Source organism: Streptomyces sp. NPDC058955 (genome assembly GCF_042741435.1).
GTDB lineage: Bacteria > Actinomycetota > Actinomycetes > Streptomycetales > Streptomycetaceae > Streptomyces.
Genome location: NZ_JBHYKM010000092.1, coordinates 1 through 16,193, shown reverse-complemented (window position 1 = coordinate 16,193; position 16,193 = coordinate 1). Strand labels below are relative to the sequence as shown.

General features: G+C 72.6%; 14 protein-coding genes. 6 read left to right on the top strand and 8 right to left on the bottom strand.

Going from position 1 to position 16,193, the window contains the following annotated elements; all coding sequences use genetic code 11:
- Positions 1-98: 98 nt before the first annotated feature.
- The 6 genes from ACFW1I_RS28215 to kdpF (ACFW1I_RS28190) all read right to left on the bottom strand — a co-directional run bounded on the left by ACFW1I_RS28215 (position 99) and on the right by kdpF (ACFW1I_RS28190) (position 4,975).
- On the bottom strand, positions 99-749 hold the full coding sequence (locus ACFW1I_RS28215) for a potassium-transporting ATPase subunit C (protein ID WP_384675127.1): 651 nt from the start codon (positions 747-749) through the stop codon (positions 99-101).
- Between the two features lie 5 nt (positions 750-754).
- The gene (gene kdpB, locus ACFW1I_RS28210; protein ID WP_384675125.1) at positions 755-2,860 is read right to left on the bottom strand and encodes a potassium-transporting ATPase subunit KdpB; all 2,106 of its coding nucleotides are present in this window, start codon (positions 2,858-2,860) and stop codon (positions 755-757) included.
- Positions 2,857-4,521 carry a potassium-transporting ATPase subunit KdpA gene (kdpA, locus tag ACFW1I_RS28205; protein ID WP_384675123.1) on the bottom strand — a complete coding sequence of 555 codons (1,665 nt, stop codon included), beginning with the start codon at positions 4,519-4,521 and terminating at the stop codon, positions 2,857-2,859. The genes kdpB (ACFW1I_RS28210) and kdpA overlap by 4 nt, the downstream gene beginning before the upstream one ends.
- Before the next feature lie 8 nt (positions 4,522-4,529).
- On the bottom strand, positions 4,530-4,619 hold the full coding sequence (gene kdpF, locus ACFW1I_RS28200) for a K(+)-transporting ATPase subunit F (RefSeq protein ID WP_361162995.1): 90 nt from the start codon (positions 4,617-4,619) through the stop codon (positions 4,530-4,532).
- A complete protein-coding gene (locus ACFW1I_RS28195) occupies positions 4,616-4,765 on the bottom strand; it encodes a hypothetical protein (RefSeq protein ID WP_225802349.1) in 150 nt (49 codons plus the stop codon). Before ACFW1I_RS28195 ends, kdpF (ACFW1I_RS28200) begins: the two co-directional genes overlap by 4 nt.
- 120 nt (positions 4,766-4,885) lie before the next feature.
- Positions 4,886-4,975, bottom strand: coding sequence for a K(+)-transporting ATPase subunit F (gene kdpF / locus ACFW1I_RS28190; protein ID WP_384675120.1), 90 nt, complete (start codon positions 4,973-4,975; stop codon positions 4,886-4,888).
- An 880-nt stretch (positions 4,976-5,855) separates the two neighbouring features.
- Between kdpF (ACFW1I_RS28190) and kdpB (ACFW1I_RS28185) the strand changes: the two genes are divergently transcribed.
- The 6 genes from kdpB (ACFW1I_RS28185) (at position 5,856) to ACFW1I_RS28160 (ending at position 12,800) form a co-directional block, all read left to right on the top strand.
- Complete coding sequence (kdpB, locus tag ACFW1I_RS28185; RefSeq protein WP_384675118.1) at positions 5,856-8,072, top strand: potassium-transporting ATPase subunit KdpB; 2,217 nt, start codon at positions 5,856-5,858, stop codon at positions 8,070-8,072.
- A gap of 259 nt (positions 8,073-8,331) precedes the next feature.
- Positions 8,332-9,141 (top strand): SDR family NAD(P)-dependent oxidoreductase, encoded by an 810-nt coding sequence (locus tag ACFW1I_RS28180; protein ID WP_384675117.1) that lies wholly within the window; start codon positions 8,332-8,334, stop codon positions 9,139-9,141.
- Between the two features lie 14 nt (positions 9,142-9,155).
- On the top strand, positions 9,156-9,233 hold the full coding sequence (locus ACFW1I_RS28175; protein ID WP_384675149.1) for a 50S ribosomal protein bL37: 78 nt from the start codon (positions 9,156-9,158) through the stop codon (positions 9,231-9,233).
- Between the two features lie 63 nt (positions 9,234-9,296).
- Positions 9,297-10,082, top strand: a complete 786-nt coding sequence (locus tag ACFW1I_RS28170) for a GNAT family N-acetyltransferase (protein WP_384675115.1) — start codon at positions 9,297-9,299, stop codon at positions 10,080-10,082.
- A gap of 53 nt (positions 10,083-10,135) precedes the next feature.
- Positions 10,136-10,669: a hypothetical protein gene (locus tag ACFW1I_RS28165; RefSeq protein WP_384675113.1), complete on the top strand. Its 534-nt coding sequence runs from the start codon at positions 10,136-10,138 to the stop codon at positions 10,667-10,669.
- Positions 10,670-10,844: 175 nt separating this feature from the next.
- Positions 10,845-12,800, top strand: a complete 1,956-nt coding sequence (locus tag ACFW1I_RS28160) for an APC family permease (RefSeq protein WP_384675111.1) — start codon at positions 10,845-10,847, stop codon at positions 12,798-12,800.
- Here the strand turns inward: ACFW1I_RS28160 and ACFW1I_RS28155 are convergent.
- Positions 12,797-14,635, bottom strand: coding sequence for an APC family permease (locus ACFW1I_RS28155; RefSeq protein WP_384675109.1), 1,839 nt, complete (start codon positions 14,633-14,635; stop codon positions 12,797-12,799). The genes ACFW1I_RS28160 and ACFW1I_RS28155 overlap by 4 nt on opposite strands.
- Positions 14,636-14,760: 125 nt before the next feature.
- On the bottom strand, positions 14,761-16,044 hold the full coding sequence (locus tag ACFW1I_RS28150; protein WP_384675107.1) for an NAD(P)/FAD-dependent oxidoreductase: 1,284 nt from the start codon (positions 16,042-16,044) through the stop codon (positions 14,761-14,763).
- Between the last annotated feature and the right edge of the window lie 149 nt (positions 16,045-16,193).

Sequence of the window (16,193 nt, the reverse complement as noted above, 5' to 3'; positions counted from 1 at the left end):
TGGGGGGGGGGGCGGGGGGGGGGGGGGGGGGCCGGGGGCCCGCGCCGCGCGCGCCCCCCCCCCCCCCCCCCGGCTCCTGGGCCGTGGCGGTAAGGCCATCAGCCCTCGGCCACCAGTTCCTTGAGCGCGATGTTGAGCTTCAGGACGTTGACCCGGGGTTCGCCGATGAAGCCGAGGATGCGGTCGTCGGTGTGGTCGGCGACCAGCTTCTCGACCCGGGCGACGTCGAGCTTGTTGCGCTCGGCGACCCGGTGGACCTGGAGCTCCGCGTACTCCGGGGAGATGTGCGGGTCCAGGCCGGAGCCGGAGGAGGTGACCGCGTCGGCGGGCACGTCGGACGGCTTCACCGTGTAGCCGTTCACCGAGTTGTCCTCGACCACCGCGGCCTTGGCCTCGGTGACCCACGTGATCAGGTCCGCGTTGTCGCCCGAGCGGTTGGTGGCGCCGGACAGGATGAGCGCGTACTGGGTGTTGACGCTGTTGGTGCCGAGGCCGTTGGACGGGCGGGGCTGGAACCAGCGCAGGTCGGGGGCGTCGCCGTCGAGGTAGGTCTGGCCGATGAGTTCGGAGCCGACGACCTTGCCGCTCGCGTCCTCGATCTCCGAGCCGTTCGCCTTGCCGGGGAAGGCCACCTGGGCGACGCCGGTGACGGCGAGCGGGTAGAGCACGCCGCAGACGACGGTGAGGACGAGGAGCGCCCGGAGTCCCGCCCACAGGACCCGTCCGGTGTTTCCTACGGAGTTGTTCACGACGATCAACCGATTCCGGGGATGAGGGTGAGGAGCATGTCGATGAGCTTGATGCCGACGAACGGGGCGACCAGGCCGCCGAGTCCGTAGATCCCGAGGTTCCGCCGCAGCATCGAGTCGGCGCTGGACGGCCGGTAGCGGACGCCCTTCAGGGCGAGCGGCACCAGCGCGATGATGATCAGCGCGTTGAAGATCACCGCGGAGAGGATCGCCGACTCCGGCGAGGCCAGGCCCATGATGTTGAGCTTGTCCAGCGACGGGTAGGCGACCGCGAACATCGCGGGGATGATCGCGAAGTACTTCGCGACGTCGTTGGCGATCGAGAAGGTGGTCAACGCCCCTCGGGTGATGAGGAGTTGCTTGCCGATCTCGACGATCTCGATGAGCTTGGTCGGGTTGGAGTCGAGGTCGACCATGTTGCCGGCCTCCTTCGCGGCCGACGTGCCGGTGTTCATCGCCACGCCGACGTCCGCCTGCGCGAGCGCCGGGGCGTCGTTCGTGCCGTCACCGGTCATCGCCACCAGCTTGCCGCCGGCCTGCTCGCGCTTGATCAGGGCCATCTTGTCCTCGGGGGTGGCCTCGGCGAGGAAGTCGTCCACGCCCGCCTCCTCGGCGATGGCCTTGGCGGTCAGCGGGTTGTCACCCGTGATCATGACCGTCTTGATGCCCATGCGGCGCAGCTCGTCGAACCGCTCCCGCATGCCGTCCTTGACGACGTCCTTCAGGTGGACGACGCCGAGGATCCGCGCCCCCCGACCGTCCTCCACGGCCACCAGCAGCGGCGTGCCACCGGCCTGGGAGATCCCGTCCGTGAGCGCCTGCGCGTCCTCGGCGACGGCGCCACCCCGCTCCTTCACCCACGCGACGACCGATCCCGTCGCGCCCTTGCGGATCTTCCGGTCGTCCACGTCCACGCCCGACATGCGGGTCTGGGCGGTGAACTCGATCCATGTGGCGTGGGCGAGTTCGCCCTGGTGGCGCTCGCGCAGCCCGTACTTCTCCTTGGCGAGGACCACGACGGAGCGGCCCTCGGGGGTCTCGTCGGCGAGCGACGACAGCTGGGCGGCGTCGGCGAGTTCGGCGGCGGTGGTGCCCTTGACCGGGACGAACTCGGCGGCCTGCCGGTTGCCCAGGGTGATGGTGCCGGTCTTGTCGAGGAGCAGGGTGCTCACGTCGCCGGCCGCCTCGACGGCCCGCCCGGACATGGCCAGCACGTTGCGCTGCACCAGCCGGTCCATGCCGGCGATGCCGATCGCGGAGAGCAGGGCGCCGATGGTGGTCGGGATGAGGCAGACGAGGAGCGCGGTGAGCACGATCAGCGAGGTCTGGTCGTCGGCCCCGGCGTAGATCGCGAACGGCTTCAGCGTGACGACCGCGAGCAGGAAGACGATGGTGAGGGACGCCAGCAGGATGTTGAGGGCGATCTCGTTCGGGGTCTTCTGCCGGGCCGCGCCCTCGACCAGGTTGATCATCCGGTCGATGAACGTCTCGCCGGGCTTCGTCGTGATCTTGATGACGATCCGGTCGGAGAGCACCTTCGTGCCGCCGGTGACCGCGCAGCGGTCGCCGCCGGACTCGCGGATCACGGGGGCGGACTCGCCGGTGATGGCGGACTCGTCGACGCTCGCGACGCCCTCGACGACGTCACCGTCGCCGGGGATGATGTCGCCGGCCTCGCAGACCACGAGGTCGCCGATCCTCAGCTCGGTGCCGGGGACGCGCTCCTCGTTCGGGCCGATGATCCGGCGGGCGACGGTGTCGGTCTTGGCCTTGCGGAGGGTGTCCGCCTGCGCCTTGCCGCGGCCCTCGGCCACGGCCTCGGCGAGGTTGGCGAAGATCGTGGTGAGCCACAGCCAGACGGTGATCGCCCAGCCGAACCAGTCTCCGGGGTTCTTGATCGCGAGCGCGGTGGTGACCACCGAGCCGACCAGGACCACGAACATCACCGGCGACTTGACCATCACCCGCGGGTCCAGCTTCCGGATCGCGTCCGGGAAGGAGGCGACCAGCTGCTTGGGGTCGAAGAGACCGCCGCCGACGCGTCCGGCCTCGGCGGGCCGGCCGGCGGACGCCCCCGGCTGCGGGGGACGGGTGGGAGTGACGGTGCTCATGCTGCGAGCCCTTCGGCGAGCGGTCCCAGCGCGAGCGCCGGGAAGTAGGTGAGACCGGTGATGATCATGATCGTGCCGACCAGGAGGCCGGTGAACAGCGGCTTCTCGGTCCGCAGCGTGCCCGCGGTCTCGGGGACGGGCTGCTGTTCGGCGAGCGAGCCGGCCAGGGCCAGGACGAACACCATCGGCAGGAACCGGCCGAGCAGCATCGCGATGCCGATCGTCGAGTTGAACCACTGGGTGTCCGCGTTCAGGCCGGCGAAGGCCGAGCCGTTGTTGTTGGCGCCGGAGGTGAAGGCGTACAGGATCTCGGAGAAGCCGTGCGCGCCGGAGTTCGTCATCGAGTTCGCCGGGGTGTCCAGCACGAACGAGGCGGCGGTGAAGCCGAGCACGAGCGCCGGGGTGACCAGGATGTAGCAGGCGGCGAACTTGATCTCGCGGGTGCCGATCTTCTTGCCCAGGTACTCCGGGGTGCGGCCGACCATCAGACCGGCGATGAACACCGCGATGATCGCCATGATCAGCATGCCGTAGAGGCCGGAGCCGACACCGCCGGGCGCGATCTCGCCGAGCTGCATGCCCAGCATGGTGATGCCGCCGCCGAAGCCGGTGTACGAGGAGTGGAAGGAGTTGACCGCGCCGGTGGAGGTCAGCGTGGTCGCCACGGCGAAGATCGACGAGCCGCCGATGCCGAAGCGGGTCTCCTTGCCCTCCATGGCGCCGCCGGCGAGGTCGAAGGCGGGACCGTGGTGGGCGAACTCGGTCCACATCATCAGGGCCGTGAAGCCCAGCCAGATGGTGGCCATCGTGCCGAGGATCGCGTACCCCTGCTTCAGCGAGCCGACCATGCGGCCGAAGGTCCGCGTCAGCGCGAAGGGGATGACGAGGATCAGGTAGATCTCGAAGAGGTTGGAGAGCCCGTTGGGGTTCTCGAAGGGGTGGGCCGAGTTGGCGTTGAAGTAGCCGCCGCCGTTCGTGCCCAGCTCCTTGATGACCTCCTGGGAGGCGACCGCACCGCCGTTCCACTGCTGGGTGCCGCCGGTGAACTGGCCGACCTCGTGGATGCCGGAGAAGTTCTGGATGGCGCCGCAGGCGACGAGGACGAGCGCGCCGATCACCGCGATCGGGAGCAGGACGCGGACCGTGCCGCGGACCAGGTCGGCCCAGAAGTTGCCCAGCTCGCCGGTACGGGACCGGGCGAAGCCGCGGACGAGCGCGACGGCCACGGCGATGCCGACCGCCGCCGACACGAAGTTCTGCACCGCGAGGCCGCCGGTCTGCACGACGTGGCCCATGGCCTGCTCGCCGTAGTACGACTGCCAGTTGGTGTTCGCGACGAACGAGGCCGCCGTGTTGAACGCCTGGTCCGGGTCGATCGACACGAAGCCGAGCGAGCCGGGCAGCGAGCCCTGCACCCGCTGGAGCAGGTAGAGGAAGAGGACGCTCACCGCGGAGAAGGCGAGGACGCCGCGCAGGTAGGCGGGCCAGCGCATCTCGACGTTCGGGTTGGCGCCGATCGCCTTGTAGATCCACTTCTCGGGCTTGTAGTGCTTCTCCGAGGAGTACACCTTGGCCATGTGGTCACCGAGCGGCCGGTAGGAGAGGCCGAGGGCGACGACGAGGGCGAGGAGCTGGAGGATTCCAGCCAGGACGGGACTCATATCCGTACTCAGAACCTCTCCGGCTTGACCAGCGCGAGGACGAGGTATCCCAGCAGGGCGACGGCGACGAGCAGACCGATCACGTTCTCGGCACTCACAGCTTCGCCACCCCCTTGGCGATGAAGGCCACCAGCGCGAAGACCGCGATCGTGGTGACGACGAAGGCCACGTCGGCCATCGTGAACTCCCGGAAGAAGGAAGAGCGGATTCTCTGACGAGATGAGGAAACAGCCTTTTCGGCCACCCACCGCCGTCGTTGACGCCCCCCTAACGTCCTTGACGCTCCTCTTGACGCGTCCCCTACGCGGCAGGTCAGGAGCGGGTCACCGGCAGGTCGGCGGCGGGTCCGGACGGCCGGTGGCGGTCAGAACCTCTCCGGGCGGATCAGCGCGGCCACCAGGTAGCCGACGATGCTCAGGGCGACGACGAGACCGACCACGTTCTCGATGCTCACGACGATCAACTCCCCAGGGGTGGTGGTGGATGCCGGCGGTGCGGCCGGGCGCCGGGAAGGTGGCCGCCCACCGCCATCGAAACCCGCACCGGGTCACGCGCACGCCCCCCTTGACGTCGTCCTGTCGGCCGCGCCGCGGACGCTGACGGGGCCTTGACGGTTCCTGTACGGGTGGTCCACTGCGGGTGCTCCACGCGCGCGGGCGCGCGGGCCCGCAGGACGCGGGAGGGAGGACGGGACGAAACGGGAGCGGAGGCTCGTCCGGCCCGCGGCCACCCCCTGGCGCCGCGGGCCGGAACGTCCCTCTCGTCGGACGGTCCCGCTCGTCCGTGCCGGGTGCGGTCCGGGCCGTCGGTCACGGACCACGCGCGCCGCCTCGGGCGGCACGCCCCCTCACACCCCGCACGTCCGGACGGTCGTCCGTCCCCCGTGAGGGGATCATCCTGTGCCGGACAGGAGTACGAAACCGCCCTCCTTGACGCCGTTCTGACGCCGCGCCACCTCGCCCTGACGGCATCCTGACGGCCGCGCCCGGCTCCTCGTAAGAGGCTCGTCAAAGCCTGCGGCGCGAGGCCTTCGACCGGGCGCCGGGCGTCTAGATTCGCCCTCGGTCGCTCACCGGCCCGGGGACGTCAGTGGCCTGACCGTCCCGGACCGCGGGGGCACGGACCGCCCTCCCATCCGGCGTTCCGTGCCCCCGCGTCGCGACCGCGCTGTCCGTCCACAGCAGCACCCAGGGTGCCGGGCCCCACGCCCCGGCACCCTGGGGCCGCGGGACGGGCGGCCCACTCCTCCGGGACGCCGTTCCGGGAGGGCCCAGCCGTTTCTCCTCCGGCCTCCGCCGCGCGGACGGCCGGGAACTCCCCGAAGGTCTTCCTCGATGCATTCCGCCGCGCCCCGACCGGCGCCCACTCCCGCCGCCCCGCAGCACCCCGCGCACGCGCCGCTGCCCGGCGGGCCGTCCTCCCCCGGCCTGCCGCCGGCCCCGCCGCGCAACCCGGTCCCCCGCTTCCGCCCCGGGCACCGGCGCGCGGGCCACGGCGGTCTCCTCGACCCGGTGCAGCTCGTGAGGTCCTTTCCCGAGGCGCTGCGCAAGCTGCATCCGCGCACGCTCGTGCGGAAGCCCGTGCTGTTCGTGGTGGCCGTCGGATCCGCCCTCACCACGCTGTCCGCCCTGTTCGACCCGTCGGTGTTCACCTGGACCGTCAGCGTCTGGCTCTGGCTGACCGTGGTCTTCGCGAACCTCGCGGAGGCCGTCGCCGAGGGCCGGGGCCGCGCCCAGGCCGAGTCGCTGCGCCGGGCGCGTACGGACACGGTCGCGCTGCGGCTGCGGCACTGGCGGTACGGGACGGACGTCGACCGGGCGGCGACGGAGGCCGTGGCCGCGACCGAGCTCAAGCAGTTCGACGTCGTGCTCGTCGAGGCGGGCGAGCTGGTCCCGGCGGACGGCGACGTCGTCGCCGGGATCGCCTCGGTCGACGAGTCCGCCGTCACCGGCGAGTCCGCGCCGGTGATCCGCGAGGCGGGCGGCGACCGCTCCGGGGTCACCGGCGGCACGACGGTGCTCTCGGACCGGATCGTCGTCCGGGTGACCTCGCGCCCCGGCCATTCCTTCATGGACCGGATGATCGCCCTCATCGAGGGCGCGGAGCGGCAGAAGACCCCGAACGAGATCGCCCTCAACATCCTGCTCTCCGCGCTGACCGTCGTCTTCGTCCTCGTCGTCGTCGCGCTCCGGCCGATGGCGGGGTACGCGCAGGCCGCCCCCTCCACCACCGTCCTCGTCGCCCTCCTCGTCACCCTCATCCCGACCACCATCGGCGCCCTGCTCTCCGCGATCGGCATCGCCGGCATGGACCGGCTGGTGCAGCGCAACGTGCTCGCCATGTCCGGGCGGGCCGTCGAGGCGGCCGGCGACGTGAACACCCTGCTCCTCGACAAGACCGGCACCATCACCCTCGGCAACCGCGAGGCCGCCGCCTTCATCCCGCTCCCGGGCGTCGAGGCGGCGCTCCTGGCCGACGCGGCCCAGTTGTCCTCGCTCGCCGACGAGACCCCCGAGGGGCGGTCGGTCGCCGAGCTCGCCCGGCGGCAGTACGGCCTGGAGGCGCCCGCCGAGGGCGAGTTGGCGAACCCCCGGTTCGTGGAGTTCAGCGCGCAGACCCGGATGAGCGGCGTCGACCTGCGCGGGGACGGCGGCGCCTGCCACATCCGCAAGGGGGCCGCGGCCCAGGTCACCGCCTGGGTGGAGATGTACGGGGGGACGGTGCCGCCCGAGGCCCGCACCTGGGCCGACGCCATCGCGGCCGCCGGCGGCACGCCCCTGCTGGTCGCCCTCCACGACGGCGACGGCCCCCGGGTGCTCGGGATCGTCCACCTCAAGGACGTCGTCAAGGAGGGCATCCGGGAGCGGTTCGCGGAGCTGCGCCGGATGGGCATCCGTACGGTCATGGTCACCGGCGACAACCCGCTGACCGCCCGGGCGATCGCCCACGAGGCGGGCGTGGACGACTTCCTCGCCGAGGCCACCCCCGAGGACAAGCTCGCGCTGATCAAGCGCGAGCAGGCCGGCGGCAAGCTCGTGGCGATGACCGGTGACGGCACGAACGACGCCCCGGCGCTCGCCCAGGCGGACGTCGGCGTGGCGATGAACACCGGCACGTCGGCCGCGAAGGAGGCCGGCAACATGGTCGACCTCGACTCCAACCCGACCAAGCTCATCGAGATCGTCGAGATCGGCAAGCAACTCCTCATCACCCGAGGGGCGTTGACCACCTTCTCGATCACGAACGACGTCGCGAAGTACTTCGCGATCATCCCCGCGATGTTCGCCGGCGCCCATCCGGGCCTCGAAGCGCTCAACGTCATGGGGCTGTCCAGCCCCACCTCGGCGATCACCTCCGCCATCATCTTCAACGCCCTGATCATCGTGGCGCTGATCCCGCTGGCCCTGCGCGGCGTCCGCTACACGCCGGCGTCCGCGCACGACCTGCTGCGCCGCAACCTGCTGCTGTACGGGCTCGGCGGCCTGGTCCTGCCGTTCGTCGGCATCAAGGCCATCGACCTGCTCGTCTCGACGATCCCCGGCCTCGGGTGAATCCCCGTCAGAACCGCGTCAGGGAAACCCCGTCGGTCTTGCGACCGGCTCCGGCCCCGGCTTCCATGGAGACCGTGAACAGCGCGTGGCTCCTGCTCGACCGGCCGCCCCATCGGGCGCCCCGTCGTGAGCCCCGCTGCCCGGAGACCGCAGCTCGCCGCTGATCCTCTCCGGCCTGCCACGGGGCGTCGTGACCTTCCGTCCGGCGCCCCTTCTTCGTACCCGCACCCCTTCGACACCCGTGAGGGACTGACCAGTCATGTCCGTTTCCGACCTTTCCTCCCGCACCGTCCTGGTGACCGGTGCCACCTCCGGCATCGGCCACCAGACGGCCCGGCTCCTCGCCGAGCGCGGCGCCACCGTCCTCGTCCACGGCCGCACCGCCGAGGAGGCGCACGCCGCCACCGACCGGCTGATCACCCTGGCCGGCATCGACGAGGCCCGTCTGTGCCCGTTCGGCGCGGACTTCACCCGCCTGGAGGAGGTCGAGCTGCTCGCCGCCCGCGTGCTGGCCGAGCACCCGCACCTCGACGTGCTCGTCAACAACGCGGGCATGGCCGCACCCGAGCGCCACACCGTCACCCCCGACGGCAACGAGATCTCCTTCCAGGTCAACTTCCTCGCCCACTACCTCCTCACCCACCTCCTCGAACCCGCCCTCACCAGCGACCCCGGCGGCCGGGTCGTCAACGTCTCCTCGGTCCTCCACCGCACCGGCTCCATCCAGTGGAACGACCCCAACCGCACCCGCCGCTACTCCCGGCTCGCCGCCTACGCCCAGTCCCAGCTGGCCCTCACCGTCTTCGCCTCGGACCCACGGGTCACCGCCGTCTCCGTCCACCCCGGCATCTGCGCCACCAGCCTGCTGCCGCTGTACGCGCACGAGGGCGTCGCCCCGGCCGAGGGCGCCGCCCACGTGGTCCGCCTCTGCGACCCGGCCACCGAGATCGTCAACGGCGCCTACTACGACCGAGACCACCGCGTCACGCCGGCGGCCGTCGCCACCGAACCGCGCACGGTCAAGCGCCTCACCAAGCTCGCCGACCTCCTCGTCGGCCACACCGCCTGAAGGGGGCACCCGCCATGTCGAAGCGCGCCCGGAAGAAGAAGGACCGCCGCAAGAAGAAGGCGAACCACGGCCGCAGGGCCGGACAGCGCTGACCCACCCGGGGCGGCCCGCACCGAGACCGCGGGCCGCCCCTTCCCCGTCCCCCGGAGGTTCCCGTGATCCCCCACCCCGCCCACCAGCCGCCCTCCGCCGCGCGGGCCTTCCCCCTCGGCGCGCCCGGCTCCGCGGCGCTGGCCGAGCACGTCCTCGCCACCGGTCACGGCACGTGGTGGACCGACCGGGCCGTCCTGCCCCGGGCCGTCGCCGTCACCAGCGGCCGCCACGCCCTCCTGGCCGGCGACCCCACCGCCCTCGCCCCCTCCGGCCTCGCCCCGCTGGCCGGCCACTGCGTCGAGGCGTCCCCCCGCTTCCTGCCCGTCCTCGCCGCCGCCTTCGACCTGCTCCAGCCGTGGGACCGGATGCTCTACGTCCACCGGACGGACCCGGCCGCGGCCCGGGTCCCGCGCGGGACGACCGTCCGCCCGCTGCGCGCCGGGGACGGGCCGGCCCTCGCCGCCGCCGGCCTCGCCCTCGGCTGGACCTTCGCCACCTGGGGCGGCCCCGAGGGCCTCGCCCGCTCCGGACACGGCTGGGGCGCGTTCCGCAAGGACCGGGTGCTCGCCGTGGCCTGCTCGCGGTTCACCGGCAGCCGGTACGAGGACGTGGCCTGCGCCACCGACCCCGGCGAGCGACGGCGCCACCTCGCCCTCGCCTGCGTCGCGGGCCTCACCGCCGACATCGCCGACCGCGGCCGGACGGCCACCTGGAGCTGCTCCCGCGAGAACCGGGCGAGCCGGCTGCTCGCCTGGACCGCCGGCTTCCGGCTGCTGCGCGAGTACGTGCACCACACCACCGGCCCGGTCTCCGTCAGCGGCACGTCAAAACTTCGGTCCGCCGCGTAAACACCGCGTAGCGGACGCCGCCCGCGCCGCTCCAGGGGCCTACCGTCGGCACCATGCAGCCCCCGCTCCCCGCTCCCCGCCCCGCCCCGGACGTCCTCGACGACGCCGGATGGCCCGGCGAGGCCCGGGCCGCCCTCCTCTACGCGGGGCTCCTGCTCGGCACCTCGCTGGCCGTCGACGCCGGCACCCACGGGCTGAGCCTCACCCGGACGCTGGGCTGCGTCGTCCTCTCCGCGCTCCTCCTGGTCGTCCTGCTGCCCGCGCGGGTGAGCGCGGCGCCGGGCCTGCTGACGGTCCAGGGCCTGTGGGTCACCCGGACCGTGCGCACCGACCGGCTCACGGCGGTCGTCTGGCCGGCCGACACGGCCCGGCGGCTCGCGCTGCGGGACGAGGACGGGGCCCGGGCGGAGGTGGACCTCCGCGTCCTGCTCGCCAACCCCGCCCTGTGGCTGCGCGTCGAGGACGACGCCCGTACCTCCCGCACCCGCGGCACCCTGGTCCACGGCGCCGGCGACCTGGCGCGGCTCGCGCTCCACGTCCACACCGAGACGGCCCGCGCCGTCCTCAGGGTGTCGGGTCTGGACTGACCGCCCGGTACGCCCCGGGACCCCGCCGGATGTGAGGAAGGTGACGCCCTACCGGCGGATCTTGACGCTTCCCTGACGCGCTCGCCGGGTGCGTCCCCATCCGGGCTGCTTACGCTGGCTCGGCCGCAGGACAGGCGGCCGAGACACCTCGCACAGCGGAACCCGGGAGCACCTCATGGCCACCACGAACGAGACGCGCGGCAGCAGGCTGCGCGCGTGGATGCTGGAGGGGCTGTCCGACATGGGCAAGGGCAAACCCTCCCGCCCGAAGGAGACGGCGCCGGACGCCGGGCACCAGGGGCAGCCCTGGTACCGGGTGATGTGCCTGACGGGTGTCGACTACTTCTCGACCCTCGGCTACCAGCCGGGCATCGCCGCCCTCGCGGCCGGCCTGCTCTCCCCCATCGCCACCATCGTCCTGGTGCTGGTCACGCTCGCGGGCGCGCTGCCGGTCTACCGGCGGGTGGCCGAGGAGAGCCCGCACGGCGAGGGTTCGATCGCGATGCTGTCGCGGCTGCTGTCGTTCTGGAAGGGCAAGCTCTTCGTCCTGACCCTGCTGGGCTTCGCGGCGACCGACTTCCTCATCACCATCACCCTGTCGGCCGCCGACGCCTCCACCCACCTGGTGGAGAACCCGCACCTGGAGTCGGCCCTGCACGACAAGCAGGTGCTGATCACGATGGTGCTGATCGCGCTGCTCGGCGCGGTCTTCCTGAAGGGCTTCCTGGAGGCGATCGGCGTCGCCGTGGCGCTCGTCGGCGTCTATCTGGCGCTCAACGCGGTGGTGGTCGTCACCGGCCTGTGGCAGGTGATCACCGAGGGGCACGTGGTCACCGACTGGACCGCCGCCCTGACCCAGGAGCACGGCAACGTCTTCGTGATGGTCGGCGTCGCGCTGCTCGTCTTCCCCAAGCTCGCCCTCGGCCTCTCCGGCTTCGAGACCGGCGTGGCCGTGATGCCGCACGTCAAGGGTGACGCCGGGGACACCGAGGCGGAGCCGAAGGGGCGCATCCGCGACACCAAGAAGCTCCTCACCACCGCCGCGCTGATCATGAGCGTCTTCCTGATCTGCACCAGCTTCATCACCACGGTGCTCATCCCGCACGAGGAGTTCGAGTCCGGCGGCAAGGCCAACGGGCGCGCGCTGGCCTATCTGGCGCACGAGTACCTGGGCAACACCTTCGGCACCGTCTACGACGTCTCGACCATCCTGATCCTGTGGTTCGCCGGCGCCTCCGCGATGGCGGGGCTGCTCAACCTGATGCCGCGCTACCTGCCGAAGTACGGCATGGCGCCGCACTGGGCGCGGGCCGTGCGGCCGATGGTGATCGTCTTCACCCTGGTCGCCTTCCTCGTCACCTGGATCTTCGACGCCGACGTCGACGCGCAGGGCGGCGCGTACGCCACCGGTGTCCTCGTGCTGATCTGCTCGGCAGCCATCGCGGTGACCATCGCCGCCCGCAAGGCCGGCCAGCGCGGCTGGACCATCGGCTTCGGCGTCATCTCGGCCGTCTTCCTGTACACGACGGTCGTCAACATCATCGAGCGCCCGGACGGCGTGAAGATCGGTGCCTGCTTCATCGCCGGCATCATCCTGATCTCGCTGCTCTCCCGGCTCGGCCGCGCCTTCGAGCTGCGCGTCACCCACGTCGAGCTCGACGACATGGCCGAGCGGTTCATCCGTGACATCTCGCACCGCACGCCCCGGTTCATCGCCAACGAGCCGGACGAGCGGGACATCGCCGAGTACCGCGACAAGATCGAGCAGATCCGCACCGACAACGAGCTCCCGACCACCGACGACTTCGTCTTCATCGAGGTCACGGTGACGGACCCGTCGGAGTTCGAGGCGGGGCTGACCGTCCGCGGCGAGGTGCTGCACGACCGCTACCGGGTCCTCACCCTGGAGAGCTCCTCGGTGCCCAACGCGCTGGCCGCCCTCCTGATCCACGCCCGCGACATCACGGGCACCCGCCCGCACGTCTACTTCGAGTGGACCGAGGGCAACCCGTTCGCGAACTTCTTCCGCTTCTTCCTCCTCGGCCGCGGCGAGGTGGCCCCCACCACCCGCGAGATCCTGCGCGAGGCGGAGCCCGACCGGGACCGCCGCCCGCGCGTGCACGTCGGCTAGCGGGTGCCGAGCCGGAACCTCAGCCGGCAGATCACGGCGTCGGTGTCCCGGCGGACGGCGTGGGCGACGACCGCCCCGCGCTGGTTCTGCAGCAGCCGCTGCCACAGGTGTTCCGGCTCGGCCTCGGGGACCAGCACGGTCACCCGGGTGCCGGGTTCGGCCGCGCGCAGCTCGCGGACGTACGCGCTGATCGGGCGGCCGAGCGAGCGGCGTCCTGCCGTCAGCCGGACCAGCGGGACCCCCGGGTCCCACAGCGCCCAGTCGCGCTCCAGGGCCTCGGTGGCCTCCCGGTCCTCCGGGTCGGGGTGGCACACCGTCACGGCCCGGACCTCGTCGCCGAGCGAGACGGCCGCGGTGAGGGCCTCGCTGGTGAGCCGGGTCAGGGAGGAGACCGGCACCAGGACGAGGGAGCGCTCGCGGTGCGGGGGTTCGGGGACCCGGCCGACGCCCAGGCGGGCGCCGATCGTCCCGTACGCCCGGTGGACGGCCTCGAAGGCGAGGAGGAGCAGGGGCAGGGCGATCACGATCAGCCAGGCGCCGTCGTGGAACTTGGTGGCGGTGACGACGATCGCGGAGACGCCGGTGAGCAGCGCGCCGAAGCCGTTGAGGAGGGCCCTGCCCCACTGCCGGGTGGCCCGCCAGTGCAGGACCATGCCGGTCTGGGCGAGGGTGAAGCCGACGAAGACGCCGATCGCGAAGAGCGGGACCAGGGTGTTGGTGTCGCCGCCGGAGAAGACCAGCAGCGCGGCCGAGACCAGTGCCAGCCAGACCACGCCGTGCCGGTGCACCTGGCGGTCGGCCTTGAGGCCGAAGACGTGCGGCACGTAGTCGTCGCGCGCCAGCAGCTTCAGGAGGACGGGCAGTCCGCCGAAGGAGGTGTTCGCGGAGAGGGCGAGCAGCACCATGGTCGCGAACTGGACGACGTAGAAGGCCGCGTGGTGGCCGAGGGAGGCGTCGGCGAGCTGGGCGAGGACGGTGACGCCCTCCACCGGCTGGAGGCCGAAGCGGGAGATCAGGACGGACAGGCCGATCAGCATCACGCCGAGGAGCGCGCCGAGCGCGACCTCGGCCCGCATCGCCCGGCGGGCGGCCGGGGCCCGGAAGGACGGGACGGCGTTGGCTATCGCCTCGACGCCGGTGAGCGCCGAGCAGCCGGAGGCGAACGCCTTGAGGAGCAGCAGGGCGCCCACGGTGGTGGCGTCGGAGGCGAGGACGGAGGCGTGTCCGGCGGACGCGGCGGTGGAGACGGGCGCGTCCCGGAACAGCCCGACGGCGATCATGACCAGGATCGCGCCGACGAAGACGGCGGTGGGGACGAGGAAGGCGCGGGCCGAGTCGACGATGCCGCGCAGGTTCACGGCGGTGATGAGCGCGAGGACCACGAGGCAGATCGCCAGCCGGTCGCCGTACAGCCCGGGGAAGGCCGAGGTGAGCGCGGCGACGCCGGCGGTGACGGCGACGGCGACGTTGAGGACGTAGTCCAGGACCAGCGAGCCGGCCGCGATCAGGCTGGTGCGGCGCCCCAGGTACGCCCTGGCGACGGCGTAGGAGCCGCCGCCGTCCGGGAAGGCGGCGATGACCTGCCGGTACGAGGCGACCAGGACGGCCAGCAGGCCGGCGATGGCCAGGGTCACCGGCAGGGTGAACCCGAGGCCGTGGCCGCCGGCCGCCGCGAGGACCAGGACGATCGCCTCGGGGCCGTACGCGACGGAGGCCATGGCGTCGAGGGAGAGCGCGGCGAGGCCGGTGACGGCGGTCAGCTTGTGCCGCGCCCCGGGATCCGGGGGTTCCCCGGCGGCGGTCGGGGCGGCGTGCTCGGTGGCCGGAGCGGACATGGGGGCGTACTCCTTCGGTGCGGACTCCGCTCAGGGTCAGCCCCCGGACGGGCGGCGTCCGCCGTTCCTGGCGTGTTCTTGGCGCCGCCCGCCGCACTCCTGACACCTTCTTGACGCGGGTGGTGTCAGGCCGACCGCGCGGGCCGCCGGAGCCGGTGCCGGAGGTTGACGGCCGCCGCGCGGGCCACGGAGCGCGGGTTGAGGAAGCCGAGGGGGCCGATCAGCCGGGAGGCGAAGAGGTACATGTGGCGGGCGGCGTCCGCGTCCCGGGCGGCGGCGGAGAACATGAGGCGTTCCGCCGGGTTGAAGGGGCGGGACCGGGCGTAGTCGACGGCGAGCTGCTGGTGGGGGCGGAGCCGGCGGCGGTGGGTGCGGCCGTACGCGGCGAGGGCGCGGTCGAGGTCGCCGTGGCCGGTCGCGGCGGGGGCGACGGCCTCGGCCAGCCACTGCGCGGTCTGGAGGGCCCAGCCGCAGCCGACGCCCCACAGGGGGTCGCCGGTGAGGGCGGCGTCGCCGACGAGGGCGATGCCGGGGGCGGTGGGGTCGCGGGTGATCAGCGGGTGGTCGACGGTGCCGATGATCTTCGAGACGCGCCGGGCGGAGTCGATGGGGGGCGCCTCGGGCAGGGCGCGGACGAAGGCGTGGAAGCTGCCCTCCAGGTCCTCGCGGAAGGCCGGCAGGCGCTTCTTGTCCGGGAGGACGGCGAGGACGGTGACGCCGTCGGCATTGGGGAAGGTGTACGCCATGTCGGGTTCGAGGAACCACGCCTGGCCGATCCCGCCGGGCAGCGGCAGGTCGCGGTAGTGGGCGAGGTAGCCGAACCGGCCGTTCTCGTACCGCCGTTCGGGGATGGCGGCGAGCCTGGCGACGGCCGAGTCCTTGCCGTCGGCGCCGACGACCAGGCGGCCGCGGATCTCGCGTTCGCCGTCGGGTCCCGTGGCGCGCACGCCGGTGGTCCGTCCGGCGTCCCGGAGCAGTCCGGTGACCTTGTGGCCGAGGAGCAGGTCCACGCCGGGGGTGCGCTCCGCGTGGGACCGGATGAGCGGGTCGAGGGTGGAGCGGCGGACGTTGTAGGCGTACGGGAGTTCGGGGCCGCCGGGTGCGGCGCGCGGTTCGATCCAGCCCCAACGGGTGTACCAGCGCGCCTCGTTGCGGACGGCGCCGGCCTTCTCCAGGTCGGGGAGGAGGCCGAGTTCGTCGAGGACCGGGTAGGCGCAGGCGGTGAGGGCGTGGGTGCAGAGCACCTTGTACGCCTCGGGGTCCGAGCGGCGCTCCAGGAGGGCGACGCGGGCGCCGCGCCGCGCGAGCAGGATCGCCGCGGCGCTGCCGGCGAGGCTCGCCCCGCTGATGACGACGTCGTACGTGCCGTCCGGCCGTGGTCCGGACGCCGTGCTCCCGTGCTCGGTCATGTGCCGATCGCCCCCTTCGATGTGGCTGCCGTCCGTGGGTGTGGTGCAGCGCCACTCCTGTCAGGGGCATGACCTCCCTGTCAAGGGGTCGGGGGGCGCGGCGGGGGGGCGGGGGGCGGGGGCGCGCGGGGGGGGGGGGTGGGTACGGG

Excerpts from the sequence above, each read along its gene's own strand:
- kdpA (WP_384675123.1), bottom strand. The coding sequence starts at position 4,521 with ATGAGTCCCGTCCTGGCTGGAATCCTCCAGCTCCTCGCCCTCGTCGTC.
- ACFW1I_RS28150 (WP_384675107.1), bottom strand. The coding sequence starts at position 16,044 with ATGACCGAGCACGGGAGCACGGCGTCCGGACCACGGCCGGACGGCACG.
- ACFW1I_RS28175 (WP_384675149.1), top strand. The coding sequence starts at position 9,156 with ATGTCGAAGCGCGCCCGGAAGAAGAAGGACCGCCGCAAGAAGAAGGCG.
- kdpB (WP_384675118.1), top strand. The coding sequence starts at position 5,856 with ATGCATTCCGCCGCGCCCCGACCGGCGCCCACTCCCGCCGCCCCGCAG.
- ACFW1I_RS28165 (WP_384675113.1), top strand. The coding sequence starts at position 10,136 with ATGCAGCCCCCGCTCCCCGCTCCCCGCCCCGCCCCGGACGTCCTCGAC.
- kdpB (WP_384675125.1), bottom strand. The coding sequence starts at position 2,860 with ATGAGCACCGTCACTCCCACCCGTCCCCCGCAGCCGGGGGCGTCCGCC.
- ACFW1I_RS28160 (WP_384675111.1), top strand. The coding sequence starts at position 10,845 with ATGGCCACCACGAACGAGACGCGCGGCAGCAGGCTGCGCGCGTGGATG.
- ACFW1I_RS28180 (WP_384675117.1), top strand. The coding sequence starts at position 8,332 with ATGTCCGTTTCCGACCTTTCCTCCCGCACCGTCCTGGTGACCGGTGCC.
- ACFW1I_RS28155 (WP_384675109.1), bottom strand. The coding sequence starts at position 14,635 with ATGTCCGCTCCGGCCACCGAGCACGCCGCCCCGACCGCCGCCGGGGAA.